Origin of the sequence: Bifidobacterium sp. SKU (assembly GCF_026016405.1) — a bacterium.
GTDB lineage: Bacteria > Actinomycetota > Actinomycetes > Actinomycetales > Bifidobacteriaceae > Bifidobacterium > Bifidobacterium bifidum.
In genome coordinates this window covers 357,657-372,577 of record NZ_CP092890.1, presented here as the reverse complement: position 1 = coordinate 372,577, position 14,921 = coordinate 357,657, and the positions used below count along the sequence as shown (strand labels likewise).

The 14,921-nt window shown below is 61.2% G+C and carries 10 protein-coding genes and 1 tRNA gene; 1 reads left to right on the top strand and 10 read right to left on the bottom strand.

From position 1 onward, the window contains the following. Positions 1-45 precede the first annotated feature (45 nt). From MMB49_RS01635 to MMB49_RS01595, 9 genes are all read right to left on the bottom strand, one after another. Complete coding sequence (locus MMB49_RS01635; RefSeq protein WP_047271496.1) at positions 46-1,425, bottom strand: DUF4854 domain-containing protein; 1,380 nt, start codon at positions 1,423-1,425, stop codon at positions 46-48. A 270-nt stretch (positions 1,426-1,695) separates the two neighbouring features. After that, positions 1,696-2,874 (bottom strand): class C sortase, encoded by a 1,179-nt coding sequence (locus tag MMB49_RS01630; protein ID WP_003817759.1) that lies wholly within the window; start codon positions 2,872-2,874, stop codon positions 1,696-1,698. Positions 2,875-3,054: 180 nt separating this feature from the next. After that, on the bottom strand, positions 3,055-4,659 hold the full coding sequence (locus MMB49_RS01625) for a SpaA isopeptide-forming pilin-related protein (protein WP_047271494.1): 1,605 nt from the start codon (positions 4,657-4,659) through the stop codon (positions 3,055-3,057). 161 nt (positions 4,660-4,820) lie between these two features. Next, the gene (locus MMB49_RS01620; RefSeq protein WP_047271492.1) at positions 4,821-8,291 is read right to left on the bottom strand and encodes a VWA domain-containing protein; all 3,471 of its coding nucleotides are present in this window, start codon (positions 8,289-8,291) and stop codon (positions 4,821-4,823) included. 722 nt (positions 8,292-9,013) lie between these two features. Continuing rightward, positions 9,014-9,394 carry an acylphosphatase gene (locus MMB49_RS01615; protein WP_047271491.1) on the bottom strand — a complete coding sequence of 127 codons (381 nt, stop codon included), beginning with the start codon at positions 9,392-9,394 and terminating at the stop codon, positions 9,014-9,016. Between the two features lie 140 nt (positions 9,395-9,534). Continuing rightward, positions 9,535-10,359, bottom strand: a complete 825-nt coding sequence (locus MMB49_RS01610) for a YggS family pyridoxal phosphate-dependent enzyme (protein ID WP_047271998.1) — start codon at positions 10,357-10,359, stop codon at positions 9,535-9,537. A 177-nt stretch (positions 10,360-10,536) separates the two neighbouring features. Continuing rightward, positions 10,537-11,718, bottom strand: coding sequence for a glutamate--tRNA ligase family protein (locus MMB49_RS01605; RefSeq protein WP_042996175.1), 1,182 nt, complete (start codon positions 11,716-11,718; stop codon positions 10,537-10,539). After that, positions 11,715-12,533, bottom strand: coding sequence for a DUF3152 domain-containing protein (locus tag MMB49_RS01600; RefSeq protein ID WP_047271489.1), 819 nt, complete (start codon positions 12,531-12,533; stop codon positions 11,715-11,717). The genes MMB49_RS01605 and MMB49_RS01600 overlap by 4 nt, the downstream gene beginning before the upstream one ends. 200 nt (positions 12,534-12,733) lie before the next feature. Beyond that, a complete protein-coding gene (locus MMB49_RS01595) occupies positions 12,734-13,465 on the bottom strand; it encodes an MIP/aquaporin family protein (protein WP_047271487.1) in 732 nt (243 codons plus the stop codon). Between the two features lie 330 nt (positions 13,466-13,795). Between MMB49_RS01595 and MMB49_RS01590 the strand changes: the two genes are divergently transcribed. Next, positions 13,796-13,869: transfer RNA gene (locus MMB49_RS01590), tRNA-Lys, on the top strand. A 474-nt stretch (positions 13,870-14,343) separates the two neighbouring features. Here the strand turns inward: MMB49_RS01590 and MMB49_RS01585 are convergent. Further along, positions 14,344-14,868 carry an immunoglobulin-like domain-containing protein gene (locus MMB49_RS01585; protein WP_047271485.1) on the bottom strand — a complete coding sequence of 175 codons (525 nt, stop codon included), beginning with the start codon at positions 14,866-14,868 and terminating at the stop codon, positions 14,344-14,346. Positions 14,869-14,921 lie beyond the last annotated feature (53 nt).

The following is a 14,921-nucleotide window of genomic DNA, read 5'->3' as shown; positions in this document are numbered from 1 at the left end:
ATCATGGCCGTCCCGCCTTGTCGGATTCTCGCGAGCTGGACCCGCTTACTCCGTGTAGCTCTTGTCGAACAGCGTCTTGCCGCTTTCGGTATGCAGGTACACGCGCACCTTGGCGTTGCCGCCGGTGTCGCAGGTTTCGTTGAGCGTCTGCGCCACCGACTTGAACGTGCTGTCCATCCCGTCAAGGCTCGACGTCATCATGTCGCCCATGCTGCTGTACGTGTCAGACAGCGTGTAGTCGTACACGAGCGTGTTGCCTTCCGCGTACGCCTTGATGCTGATGCCCATGCCCTGGTACGACGAGGTCATGCTGTCGAGCTGCGACTGGATTTCGCTGGAGTTGACGAACTCTTCCAGTGACGGCTTGCCGGAGCTGGAGGATCCGTTGAAGCTGTCGTTGTTGAGATCGTTGTTGGTGTCGTCGGCCCCGTTCTGCAACGCGTCGTCAAGGTTGTTCAGATCGTTGCTGCCGGATCCGGCGGAGTTGCCGTTGCTGGAGCTGCCGCCATTGGAGTTGCTGTCGCCCTGTGTCTGGCTGGTGGACGTGTTGGGTTTCGCGTCGGCGCTGCTGTCCTTCTTGCCGCCGATGACACCAATGGCGAACAGCACGACTACGACGATGATGGCGATGACGGCAACGACACCGGCGGTGATGCCGGCGATGAGCGGGCCGCGGCTCTTCTTCTTCGGCGGTTCCTGCTGGTACGGATTGCCGTAGCCTTGCGGCGCGATTGCTGGCGGCTGGTTCCCGTATTGCGGACCACCGTACTGGTTGGCGCCGTATGGCTGTCCGTACGCGGCGGTCGGCTGCTCTCCGCCGTACGGTGCGGCCGGCTGACCGTACCCTCCCGGAGCATCGCCGGCAAGCGGCTCACCGTACGCAGCGGTAGGCGCGCCGGCACCATACTCCGGCTCGGGCTGCTGACCATAGGGCGCGGCAGGCGCATTGCCGTTGCCGCCCTGCGGCCCTGCAAGCGGCTCACCATACGCGGCGGTAGGCGCCTCGCCACCATACGGAGTTCCGCCATCGGGCTGGCTGAAGGGGTTTGGACCGGGTTCAGGCTGCTGACCATAAGGAGCCCCACCCTGGTTGTATGCGGAGCCAGCGCCCGACTGTCCGTACGCTCCCGGCTCCTGCCCATACGGCGCCGCCTGGTATCCATACGGCTCGGCGCCGCCCTGCGGCCCGGCGAGCGACTCGCCGTACGCGGCAGTCGGCGCACCACCATAAGGGGCCCCGCCCTGCCCGTACGGGGCGGCTGGGGCTCCCGTCGGCGCGCCCGCTCCCTGCCCGGGCAGAGGAACGACCGGCACCGGCGGGAAAGCCTGCGTTGGCTGCGGTTCGGGCGCGCCTTCCGCGCCCGAAGCATTGTTCGGATCAACATACGGAGTCTGCGGCGCTCCATCTGGATACGTGTTGCTCATATGTCCCCCTTTTGCAGAGAGCCCCGTTGACCGGGTCAAATCATTGTTACCGCAACCGGCCACATGCAACGCTGTATGCACCTGATCGGCCAATCCTCAGCGTACACCCACTTTCCGTGACATGCACGGTATTGACCGGAAGTTCATGTTCATCTCACGGCAAGTTCGATTCGCACGGCGAGATCCCTCGAAAACCTTGCAAGTCCGCCTTCGAGGACCTCACCGGCGACGCCGCCGACACCCCCGTTGCCCCCGTGAACCCAGCGCACCTCACCCACGCATGCGCCGCGGCCACGACGACGCGTGCCGCATCGGCTTGAACGGCAGCCGGCGAATCCGCCCGATCACGCCGAGCAGCAGCCATCCGCCGAGCAGCCCGCACACCACCACCATCGTCACGATGGTGCGCGTGTCATGCAGGTCGGACGGGTCCGGCGCCGGCATCGGGATCGGCTCGCGATGCCCGAATATCAGCAGGCGCTGCGTGTTGACGCCGTACGGCGTGCACGTCATCAGCGTCACTCGGTCCTCGCCGGGCACGATCTTGAGTTGCGACGTGTCGTCCGGGTTGATGACGGTGATGCGGTCGACCTCGTAGCCGAGCGTCTCCCCCATCACTTCGATGTAGAAGAAGTCGCCGGTTTTCATCTCGTCGAGCCGCGTGAACATCATCGCGTTGACGAGACCGCGGTGCCCGGTGATGACGGAGTGCGTGCTGTCCCCGCCGACCGGCAGCGAGGAGCCGTACAGGTGACCGGCACCGGAGGCCAGCGCGGTCTGTGACGTGCCGTGGTAGATCGGCAGGTTGACGGAGATTTTCGGGATCTTGATGGTTCCCATCACTTCGTCGCCCGAGTCGAGCAGGGACTGGTATTCCTTGTCTTTGGAGGCGGCGGAATCCTCGCCTTTGGCTCTCGACCCGCCTTGTGCGGCGCTGAACGGGTCGATGGCCTCGCCCAGCACGGGTTGACCGGATCTGGCGAGTTTTGCGTTGTATGCGCGGGCGGCGGCGAGGGCGTCTTCGGCTTGCGGGTATGGCCAGCCGGCGACCTGCTGTGCGCTGTTGCGTGAGGTTTGGGCGAGTTTGAGCGAGCTCTGGTATTGGAGCGCTAGGGGATATCCGGCGACGGCGACAGCGGCTATGACCAGTATCAGCGTGACGATGCGCATGATGATGAGCTGTATGCGCAGTCGTTTGCGTTGCGCGACAAGGTCGGAGATGTCGGTCGCCTGATTGAAGCTCAGCATCGAGTACGGGAGCTGCGGCTGCACGGCGGGTTTGTGACGGCTGTTTCGGTAGGATCTGCGGGAATTATTCGAGGATCGCTCATCATTGTCCGGCAGGCTGCGGGTCATCGTTGACCGTGCGGGCGCATGGGAGGATTTGACGGCTGGATCGTTGCCGGATGAGGTGGCCGGCCGTTTCGATCCGTGTCTCCTCGATGCCATGCGCATCCTCCTGTTGTTGTGCCGGCCGTCACTGCAGTCGCCGTGAAACGAATTCGTGTATGTACTGTGTTGCCCCCGGCAGGGGTGTTGCCGGGGGCGAACGGTTACAGCAAGCCGAAACCGCCACCATGCTCGTGCGGGATGCATGTCATGCGGCGGCTTGGCCTGTTATCGTGTCAGTCAGCGCAGCGCACGGCTGGTGCGGCGAGACTTGGCGTACACGGTGGCGGCAGCGCCGCCGAGCAGCGCGGCGATCACCACGAACAGCGCGATGCCCGCAGCACCGGTCTTCGGCAGTTCGAAGACGGACTTGACGTTGGTCACCTTGTAGTCGTCGGCGCTGCCCTTGGGCGCGAGACCCCAGGAGTCGGTGCCGGCGAAGGTGACTTTGCCGTTTTCATCGATGGCCACGGTGAACGAGGCCTTGAAGTCCTGGTACCCGTCGGCGACCGCGGTCTCGGTCACGGTGTAGCTGCCGGCCTTCAGGCCGTCGAACTTGACGACGCCGTTGGCACCGGACGTGACTTCGAGCGGGTACTTATCGCTGTTCGGCAGCACGCCGTTCTGGTCTTTTGCGACACTCAGCGTGAACTTCGCGCCCTCGACGGCCTCACCCTGGGCGTTGACCTTCGTGAACTTGAAGCCGAAGATCTTGGTGAGGGTTTCAGTGCCGGGGATGGGGGTGCCATCATTGCCGACAAGCTTGTTGGTCACCGCGTGGTAATCCTGGCCCTCGACTGTCTCGGCCTCGTCATTGACGGTGGCGTTGTAGGTGATGGTGATCTGCTTGCCGGCGTACTTGGCCGGGTCGGTGATCTTCACCACGAAAGTATTGGTGCCGTCGCCCTTGTTGTCAGTCAGGTTGTTTTCCACCGTGTAATCGGTGTCAGTCAGCACCTTATCGCCAGCCTTAACGGTCAGGCTGGCGAAGTTGACGGTCAGGCCCTTGCTTGGCACATCTTTGAACTGCAGGGTGAAGTCGGTCGGGACCGGATTCGGAATCGTGTAGCCCAGTTCAAACGGCACGGTTTCGCCCACGGACGCGCTCTTGCTGGTGGTGGACTTCGTCTGGGTGCCGCTCACCGTGCTCTTCATGTCCACTTCTGCGGTGCTATCACCAAGCGACAGAACGCCCTCAGCATCAACGGAGCCGGTGCTCACGATCATCGGGACGGCCTGAGTCAGGGTATCGGTCGATGCGTTGCCGTCCAGGAACAGATACACGCCAGCAGTCAGCGCGGTCTTGTTCGTGGCGGTCCAACCATCCGTGTCGTTGCCAGTCGCCTTGTTCAGCACGAACGGATCCGCGGTGGCGGTGAACGGGTTGCCGACCTGCAGCGCATCCGCGAACTTACGCGTCACGGACGGATTATTCCACGGACGGGTCTCGGACTGATCGAACTGAACCTGCGTGACGGTACCATCCGTATCCGTGGTCGTTTTTTGATTCATAGCCCAAGCCATCAAATCAGTGGTGCCATCGATCGGCACGTTCTGGAAGCCGGCGGTGGTCAGAGCCGCAGCCAGCTTCGTGCGATTGGCGCCCGCAGCGGTCTTCACACCATACACCGGGGTTTTGGCAGTGCCATAGTTCACGTAGTCCGCGATCTTGTATGCGCTCAGCTGGGCGCTGGTCAGCTGCTTTTCTTTGGACGCTTTGAACGTGACTGTTGCAGCAGTGTCCACTGTCGTCTCGGCCGCGTTGGCGGCACCGGTGCCGAACGCCATGCCAGCGAGAAGGGTGGCCGCAGCTGCGACACCCGCGAAAAGCTTCTTGAACTTCATGAGAAACTCATCTTCCTTTCGTTGTCTTGTTTATTGCAACTGCGGAAGCGGCAGTCGTTGAGGCTTCCGCAGTCCGCAAATCTTGAGTTGTCGGGGGCGACTGGTCGCCGCCCCCGTGTGCCCTCCCCGACGAGGGAGGAGGGCGGAGCATCCGCCGCAGGTCAGACGAGCCGACGCTTGCGCCAGATGAAGTATCCGATTCTGACCAGTGCCGCGAGCAGGCCGAAGCCGCCCCCATACACAAGCCAGTCACGAGTCGTGGCGCCGCCGGTCATCGGCAGAGCGGACACGGCAACGAAGGTGTTGGTGATCGTGACCGGGTACGTCTTGACGTTGTCGAAGGTCGTCATGTTGTTGTTATCCGGAGCCGCCCACAGGTCGTCGGCAGTGACGGTTACCAACTGGTTCTCGGGGTTGTAGGACGCCGTGTAGCCGTCCACGCTGGACTCCTCCACGCGGTAGGTGCCAGGGGCGAGGTTCTCGAACGCACCAGCCCACTGACCCTGGTTGTTGAGGGTCACGGTCCGGTTGATGTCCTTGCAATCCTCACCTTGCGCATTGCACTGCTTCAACGTGACGGTCACCGAGCCATTCCCATGCTTCTCCGCTCCATCGGACCAGTTCTTGGTCACCTGGATCTTGCCGGTCTTTACCTGCAGGACGGGGTGGGGGTACTCCACGGAACCCGGGGTCTCGGTGGTCTGGTCGCCGACCGTGTTGACGACGGTGTACTCCAGCTTCGCGCCGTGATCCGCATTCGAATGGAAGCCGGGCAAATTGGACGAAGTATGGTGACCATCCGCATCAGTGTTGTCGGCACCAAGAACATCCTTATATCCGGTCTTGTCGTCATTCTGCTTGTTGGCGGCGTACTCGTTGTAGGCCTTCTGCGTCGGCTTGACCTTGAACGTGACCGTATATGTCACGCCATCCTGAAGCTCATAGCCGTCCGCGAACGTGACCTTCACCGTCTTGCCCGAAACGGTAACCGTGTAATCGCTCTCGTTGAGATCGACACTATTACCGTCTTTAGATGCCGTCACCGTCACATCATTCGAGCCGAAGTCAGCATTAACGAACTCCGCGTAGTCTGACAGCGTATCGGTGATGGACACGTTCTTGTACGAAGACTTCCTGTTGATCTGACCGATGATATCGGCAAATGCCTTGTTCAGCTCATCCGTGCTGGTGGCGCTGTAATACGAGCCCTTCGTCTGATCGGCGAAGCCACGCATCTTGGTCGGATCGGAGGACACGCCAACCGAGAACAACGTCGCATCGCCACGCCTGTTAGCCTCGGCAACAGCGGAGCTGAGATTCGCCCCATATCGATCACTGCTGCCAGAACCATGAACCCCGGCAGGAAGACCCCTGCGATCATCGTCATCATAGGTCGGACGACCCAACCAATCAGTGCCGGTCCGCACGGAACTCGTGCGGTACGTCGGGTCGCCGTCTGACATGAACACGATGTACTTCTTCACGCCCTTACGACCGGAAGTCAGCTTGGCATTGGCGGCTTTAAGCGCGGCCTCCCAATTCGTGCCACCATCGGCGCCCAGACCATTAACGGCACTGACTATGTCCATTGCGTTGTCGGTGAAGTTCAACACATTGCCCGCCGTCGTCGAGAAGGGGACCAGCGCCATCCGGATGTTGCTATCCTTGCCCTGGTTCTCAGACGTCAGCAGATGCTGCGCCATGCTGTTGACGGCAGTCTTCGCAACCTCAAGACGAGAGTTGTCTCCCATCGGGTTACTCATGGAACCGGAGGTGTCGAACACCACGACGATGTCGGCCGGGGACACGGTCGTCTGCGACGAGCCGGACTGCGTGCCGGTCACGTTCAGGGACAGGTCATAGGTGCCATCATTGTTCGCCTTGATGTACTTGCGGTACCGGGGCGCCGTGACGACCGTGTTCGTCACCGTGGTACGTGGCACCTCACCGACCGACACCGGCTCCGTGGTCGCAGAATCCTTCTCCTGCGTCACCTTGACCTGACCGCCATTGGCGCTCACCGCATACGTGTCCTGGTCAACGTTGATTTCCGTCACCTTGTACTTCGAGGACTCGGTGATCCTCTTGGTGTCGCTGCCCAAAAGCACGGCATACTGGCCCGCCTTGAGCGTTATCACGCCATTGGGAGCCGTGGTCCGGGTTTCACCATCCTTGGTGCCGGTGGCGGTGTTGTACACGTCGTATTTACCCGTGTACAACGTGTAATCCTTGTCACTGTCGGTTCCCTCATAGTTGACATAAGCGTTGAACGTATAGTTCTTGTCCTTGTCAGCTTCAGGAACGTTCTCCGTCTCCTTGCCGATTTGAATATGGCTGGAGTCAAGAGTCACCAAATTGAAGTCAAGCTTGCAGTTGGAACCACTATGGCCACGCTCGAAGTAGTACATGTTCATCTCGTGACTGGTGTAGTTCTTGAACGTGGTGTAGGAGCCATTGGAGGCTTTGACCATATTGGATTCCATCCAAGCGGTGATCTCGGCATCCGACTTGCCTTGGTCCCTGAGCGCCTGAGTAAACAACGCCTGCAACGTGGTCGTAGTGGTTTTATTGCTGACAATCGTCACCACACCGGTCGCGAAATCAATGGAGCCGCTGGCGGCATCATGGATGCCACCGATATCCAACACAAGCATGCCGTCGACGAACAGCCACAGATCATCGTCACCCGTGAAGTTGAACGTCATCGGGGAACCATCAACGAGTTTGCCTTCTTTCGGTTGCATGAACTTCGCGTATGCGGTCATACCGAAGGCGTACCGGGCGCCGCGCACTGAATGAAAGCCGATCCGCAGCTGACTTTTATCCGCATTGAACGGCAGGAATTTCGGAATCCACGCGTCAGTTCTCTCGGTCCATGTTGCTGACCGGTCAAATCCGGTACCGGCACTGTTCAGCGCGGCGTACGTCGTATTGGAGTCGTACACATAGTGGCCCTTGGCCTCTTCCGTCGGATCGAACAGCCCCGTCAGCCCATTGCCGCCATTGGTATATGCCTTGGCCCACTCGCTTTCTGTGAACAAATACGTCATGTCGGTCTGTGCATTATTTTTATTGGTCACCATCGTAGAGAACTGCGGAACTGCATCAGCGCCGGTCTTGGTGAGGTTCGTCTTGACGATGCCCGGAGAGGTTTCTGCACTGCCAGTCCAGCCGTTCCAATCCTTACCTTTTCCGTTGAAGTAGTTGAAGTAGAATGCTGCAGCCGCCTCATTTCTGCTGGTACCGCCCGTGGCATAGTTCACGTTCTCTTTGCCAGCGGCCTTTGCCGGGCCCTTCGGATCACGGTTGTCCCAATAATCGAATAGGTTAATCTTCACTTTGCCGTCGTTCGCCGTGGCGCGAGGCGCAGCCGACGCTTTGACCGTGGCGGTCTGCCCCGAAGCACCAGTCCCGGCGCGATCGGTCAGGGCAGATGACGCCTCCTGCTGAGCGCTGTCGCCCTGTGCGATGCCGCTGATCGGGCCGGTGCCGGCCTGTGATGCCTGCGTCGTGGCCGACTGCGCGGCTTCGGGTACGGCTGTCCCCACATTGTCCGCAATCGCAGTGCCGGTGACGGCAAGTCCAAGAACGGTCGCGACGGATACGGCGGCCGCGATCAGGCGAGAGCGCATCGCCCTCGTATGCGATGGTTTCCGATCCTGCTTAGTCACGATAAGCATCCCTTCCATCATTTCCAAAACTCTTCATCCGGCGTTCAGCAGTTCGACAAAGACTCACGATTGCGACTCTCACCGTCGCAGCACGCGCAAATCATCGACTTCCATCGGCCTGTTAACTCCTGACCGTATCCGCACCCAAAAATCGACGCAATCCCCCGAAACATTGAAATAACGCCGAATACATGCCCCCCCCCCCGCAGAAAAACCGCTTTCACAGCCCTTGCGGCATAAGGTCCTCGGGAATCAGGCCATACCCCCTTCCCTACGGGGAAAATTCTTGGGAAATATACCGAGATGCGGCTTAGATCAAGGCCTGAGGCCTCTTACATAACGGTATACCGCTGTATCAGCGAAGTGTCTGCTCCCGCCAAAGCACAACAAGACTGAGGGAGGCTCTCGTCGTGAGATTACGCGGACTCTTTTGCGTTCCTAAGTGCGCGCCGTATCGACGAGTACGCGAACATAAGAACGCAAAACGTGCGATTTGCGTTCTTATGTTCGCAGGCTGAACGTTTCAGCGCGCACTTAGGAACGCAAACCGCTCCTGCCCGCTTCGCAAGAGCCAGCCAGCGGGGGCAGAGTTATATATTGCTTCTGACAGTGGGCTGAACCATCGGCTAACGTCATCTACCATCATCTGCCGATAGAACAGTTCCGTCTCAATAGACCCGAAACTATCGCTCGTAGAACACGCCGAACGAGGGAAACCCATGACGGGCCGGCTTCAGCTCCTGCAGCGGGATCTCGGTGACGTCCACTCGTTCGACATCGGCATAGCGCGGCCCCTGCTTCAATGCCGAAATCAGACGGGCGACCTTGCCGCGTTCCCCCTGCGCCTCGACCTCCACCGAGCCGTCGTAGCAGTTGCGCACCCAACCACCCAGGCCGAGCTTGCCGGCGGTCATCACCGTGAAATACCGGAATCCGACGCCCTGCACCAGACCCGCCACCACGGCATGGACGCGAATATCATCACTCGATGACACCGGCACGGCACCCTCTGCACTCTCGTCAGGCCGCGCACCGCGGATCGCCCGCATATCATCACGTTTCATGACCGCACTCACCTCACGTTGCCGTCAGCCGACACCAATACCCCCATCGTATGCCCACCATCAAACGGCAGTCGAGAAGCCGGCAGCGCAGCGCGGGCGCGACAGCCCGGCCCCTTTCCGCCGAGGCCTGCCGCAATCCGTCAGATGAACGCGCGTTCGCCGAAAATCGCCGTTCCGACGCGCACAATCGTCGCACCCTCCGCGATGGCGAGCGCCATGTCGTGCGTCATGCCCATCGACAGTTCCGTGCAGTGCTCGGTGCCGGGCGCGCGAGAGGCGAGAATCGTGTCGCGCGTGCCGCGCAGATGCGCAAAGCAGGCGCGAATCGTGGCCTCGTCATCGACGTGCGCGCCGATGGTCATCAGGCCTTCGAGCCGGATGCCGTCCAGCTGCGCGATCTGTGCGGCGATGTCGACGGCCGCCTGCGGGTCGCAACCCGATTTCGATGCCTCCCCGGACTCGTTGACTTCCAGAAGCACGCCGACCGTGATTCCACGGGCGACGGCACGGCGGGCGATGCGCTGCGCCAGTTCGACGCCGTCCACCGATTCGATGGTGTTGACGTCGGGGAGGATTTTACCGATCTTGTTGGCCTGCAGCTGGCCGATGAGATGGAACGGGATGTGTTCGGCGTCAGACGGTCGAGTGGTGTCGCCGTCGCCTGTGCCGAGCGCAAATCCCCGGTCCGCGCACAGGCGACGCAGTCCATCGGCCTTGGCCATGACCTCCTGCGGGCGGTTCTCGCCGATCAGGCGGATGCCCGCATCGATCGCCGCCATAATCTCGCCGACGTCACGGGTCTTCGTCGCCGCCAGCAGCTTCACCGAACCGGGAGCGCGACCGGCCGCCGACTCGGCTTCGGCGATGACGTCAAGCACGCGATACACGCCATCGCGAATCTGCGTCGCCCGCGTCTCGTCGATGCTTTCATTGGTCAGATCCTTGTGATCCATGTAAGCGGTCATCATATGCTCCCTATCCGTCCTGCTGCACCATATATTAGTATGCCCACGGATGAGGGCGAATCGGCTAGAGAAACCGGGAACTTCCGGTGTGGCCCCCGCTGGCGGGGTGTCGAGCGATGCGAGACGGGGGGGGCGAAGCGCGAAACGGCTCCGCATGCAGCATATAGAGGAGGAATCTCACAATCCGATGCTGAACGGGTCGTCGGGGATGGAACGATCCTGCGAATCTGCGGCGAGCGCATCCCACGAAAATCCATGCAACAGGTCGGCAGCAGCGCACGGCTCGGGCTCTTGCTGCAATCCGAGCAGCCACGCGCAATAGCCGATCACCTGATGCGCCGTGACGCCATGTTTGCGTAACGTTCCCATATCCAGCGACCGTTCACGCTTGGCGAGCCGCCGCCCGGCCGCATTGTCGATCAGCGGAAGATGTGCGAAACGGATATCGCGATGAGCCGCGGCAACGCCGCCATCCGAGCTATCCCCGAAGCCGGCGTCGAGCAGCCGCTCACGGATGTACAGCTGCAGCGCGGCGGATCGCAACAGGTCACGCCCGCGAACGATGTCATCCACACCCATCAGCAAGTCGTCAACCGTGACAACCAGCTGATAGGCGAACAGACCATCCGCCCGTCGCACCACCGTATCGCCCAAATCGCGCGGCAAATCGAATCGGCAGTTCCCGAACACGCGATCATGCACGGTGACCACGGCACGCGCGTCGCCGGCGACAGGCATGGCGATGCGCAGCGAATGCCGATCACCATTCGCCAAGCGTTGCTCGACCTGTCGCGGATGCTCGGCGAGCGCGCGCCGGCATGTGCCGGGATACATGACGAAACGGTCGCCTTCCTGCGGCGCCGAGGCCGCACGGATGTCGGCGCGCGAACAGAAACACGGGTATATCAGCGCAGTGGTCTCGGTGCCGTCAACGCCATCACGGCCACCGAACGCGGCGGCGTCTCGCAAGTCAATGCCCTGAAGCGCGCGCAACGCCTGCTCGTAGATGTCGAGCCGCCGCGACTGGTATACCGGCTCTCCATCCCAGTCCAGTCCCAACCATGCCAGATCGTCCATGATCCAGCGGTCCGCGTCCGGCAGCACGCGCGGGGTGTCGATGTCCTCGATGCGCAGCAGCATGCGCCCTCGCCCGCCGTCCGCATCGCCTGGATCGGCTGCGCCACTCATGCCATCCACGCGATTCACGTTATTCAGGCAATCCGCATCGCCCGCTCCACCGCCCGTCCGGCTTGTACGCTCTGGGCCACCCGCACGAGCCGACAGCCACGCACCCAGCATCGCATACACGTTACCGATATGCATTCGTCCGGACGGCGTCGGCGCGAATCGTCCGATCACCACCGCGCCCAGAGCTCCGAGTCGAGCGGCCATTCGTTGATCGTGCAGCCGCGCAACGATATCGATTGCTGCTGCATCAGCGGCGCTGGCTTGCCTGCCTGCTGGCATACGGTCTCATTGTCGCGATGGTCGAGCCGGTGACCGGTCTCATGGTTGATGACCATCGTGCGATAATTCGCCAGATTGCCGCCGCCCTTCAGCCAGCTGTCGGTCGGCTCGCGCCAACGGTCATAATTGATGATCACCTGATTGCCGACGCGGCAGCTGTACTGCGACGAGCAAAGCGACGAAAACGATTTCATATACTCCGCCGCGGCCAGAATATACGTCATGTCGCACTTGCTGGAACCGCTCTCCACGAACGTGAGACCGGCACGGGGCCACCCACGCGAATCATTCAGCGTCGCGTACACCGTGCGCCCGAACTCGCCGGTATCGCCGACGCTCCCCTTGGTGGACACGCAGTAATGGTATTCGTGGCGGGGTTTGCCGCTGGCCGCCGCGGTCTGCTGCGCCTTCTCGAGAATCTCGCGCCGCTGCGCCTGCGAGAACGGCTTCGAGGGGTCATGCCCGTTTGACTGTGCCTCGGAATTAGTGGATTTCGCGGTGGCCGACGATTTCGCGGAATCGCCGCCCTTCTGCTCCCCCGCAGACTGCGACTGCGCTGTTGCACCTGGCTGCGCGATGGACGACCGCTCACCGCCCATGCCCGGCACGCGAAGTACGCTCGCCCGCACCGCAAGAACAAACAACACGAGCGCCAAAATCAACCCCGCACATACGGCAATGCGCCGGGTGCGGAACACCCGACGCATATCGTCACCACGCAACCGCTGCAACTTCAATCACTCCCAGCAACGTCATAGGTCAAGCCGCGCCGCCCCGCGAAAGCGCGAGCACAAGGGCACGTTTTTCGCAGGCGTCTCTCCCTGCATTGTATCCCGTCAGCCGTGGGGCCGCGCAACACGCGTGGCGTCACGCGAGCCCGCCGCGGCTCACGCGGTTCGCGCAAAAATCACGCGAAGAAGAACACGTACAGCCACGCGCCGACGATGGCGCCCACAATCGGAGCGACGACCGGAATCCACGCCTCTCCCCAACGCGAGGTGCCCTTGTTCGGAATCGGCAGAATCGCGTGCAGCAGACGCGGCATCAGGTCGCGGGCCGGATTCAGGCCGGGGCCGGTCGGGCCACCCATCGAGGTCACCAAGCCCCATACGATGAAGCCAACCACGATCGACGCGGCCGCCAAATCCTTCGAACCCCACGGCAGCATCAGGCAGCACAGCGCACCGAACACCAGCACCAGCGTGCCAAACATCTCGTTGAGGAAGTAGTTGATCTTGTCGTTGTCGGCGTCGGTCGTGCAGAACGTGCCGAGGATCGCTTCCGCGTCCTCGGTCTCCTTGTAGTGCGGGTAATACGTCAGGTACACGATGAACTGTCCCAGCAGTGCGCCGAGCAGCTGCGCCACGATGTACGGCAGCACGTCGCGCCACGGGAACAGCCCGTTGATCGCCTGGGCGAGGGTCATGGCCGGGTTGATGTGGGCGCCGGACACGCCGCCGAACATGAGCACCGGGAACATGACGCCGAAACCGTAGCCCATGGCGATGTTCAGCCATCCGGCGTGGTGGCCCTTCGTGTTCTTGAGTTCGACGTTGGCGACCGAGCCATTGCCGAAGATCATCAGGATGGCGGTGCCGAAGAACTCGGCAGCCAGCTTGGTAAAGAGGGAATATTCCACGGCTTCTTCTTTTCTCTCCACCGCATCGCAGACATGGCTGACTGCTCACGGTCTCTGGATGATTGGATTTCTCTCGTACTCCCGGCGACTCAATTTCGCTGGGTGCGAAAGCAAACGACGTGATTGTACACTTTACCCCTTGACGAACGGCGATACGGGCGGATTGGACGGCAGAATCCCCGGTGATTCACACCCTGCCCTGCCATGCACACTTGGGTGCAGTCATGTGGAACCCATTGGAATTACTCGCGACACGCCGTACGCGACACGCCGATTTGCATCGCAGCGAGTTCCGAGTATAGTTATCACTCGGCTCAAGAAATGACCAACGCCCCTGTAGCTCAGTTGGTTAGAGCAGCTGACTCTTAATCAGCGTGTCCAGGGTTCGAATCCCTGCGGGGGCACAAGCAAGGTCGGAATCGAAAGATTCTGGCCTTTTTTTTCGTCGAGAGGGTGCGCCCGAGTCAAATCACCCCTAATTCGCCACTGGAAGCATGCCCCCGCCCGGGTGATCCTCGCAATCTGCCCCTATCTGCGTTTCAAGGGGTTGATTCAGGCCGCGACGAACATCTATCTGCGTTTCAGGGGGTTGGTAGCAAAGTATAAACATCACGCAAACCGCATGATTTCAATGAGCAAATGCCCTATATACTCCGTGCATAGTGTTTTGGCCACCCCCTGAAACGCAGATAGATGTTCCCAGGCAGTGGAATCAACCCCTCGAAACGAAGATAGCAGCACATACATCGTGGAATCACGCCGGGCAAGGCCAAAATAGACGAAGATGCCGGTCGAATGGGACAGCCATTCGACCGGCATCAATGCCATGCGTTGGCCCTGAGCTGATCAGGGCCAACGCGACTCAGGAAATCCGCGCCTTAGATGTCGCGACGGCGGCGAACCGCCACAGACACGGCGCCCGTCGCAAGCAGGCCGATTGCGGCGATGGCAACGACGGGCACCGAGGCGCCAGTCGCGGACAGGCCCGGCTTCTTGTTGCCTTGGTCGTCCTTATCACCGTCCTTGTCGGTATCCTTGCCCGGCTCCTTGTCGGGCTCCTTGTCGCCAGGCTCGATGGGCGTCTCGCCGGACTTCTCCTTGACGGTGGCCACACGGGTCACGGACGCCTCGTTACCGGCCGCATCGCTCACCGTGTACACCAACGTGTACGCGCCGGGCTTGCTCGTGTCCACTGTGTCACCGGACACCTTCACGGCACCGGTCACATCACCGTCCACATCATCAACCACCTTCACACCCGCCATCGGATCAAACGACGCACCGAACTCCACGGCCACGTCATCCGCACCGGAAATCACCGGCGGCACGGTGTCGACCGGCTCGGCCTCCTTCACCGTCCCCTTGAACGTGGCGGTAAGCGAGGTATCGGCGGCGTACGTCACCGTGATGGTCTTTTCGCCGGCGGTCGACGAGTCGAACTCGGAGACCGTGTATT

Excerpts from the sequence above, each read along its gene's own strand:
- MMB49_RS01635 (WP_047271496.1), bottom strand. The coding sequence starts at position 1,425 with ATGAGCAACACGTATCCAGATGGAGCGCCGCAGACTCCGTATGTTGAT.
- MMB49_RS01630 (WP_003817759.1), bottom strand. The coding sequence starts at position 2,874 with ATGGCATCGAGGAGACACGGATCGAAACGGCCGGCCACCTCATCCGGC.
- MMB49_RS01625 (WP_047271494.1), bottom strand. The coding sequence starts at position 4,659 with ATGAAGTTCAAGAAGCTTTTCGCGGGTGTCGCAGCTGCGGCCACCCTT.
- MMB49_RS01620 (WP_047271492.1), bottom strand. The coding sequence starts at position 8,291 with ATGCGCTCTCGCCTGATCGCGGCCGCCGTATCCGTCGCGACCGTTCTT.
- MMB49_RS01615 (WP_047271491.1), bottom strand. The coding sequence starts at position 9,394 with ATGAAACGTGATGATATGCGGGCGATCCGCGGTGCGCGGCCTGACGAG.
- MMB49_RS01610 (WP_047271998.1), bottom strand. The coding sequence starts at position 10,359 with ATGACCGCTTACATGGATCACAAGGATCTGACCAATGAAAGCATCGAC.
- MMB49_RS01600 (WP_047271489.1), bottom strand. The coding sequence starts at position 12,533 with ATGCGTCGGGTGTTCCGCACCCGGCGCATTGCCGTATGTGCGGGGTTG.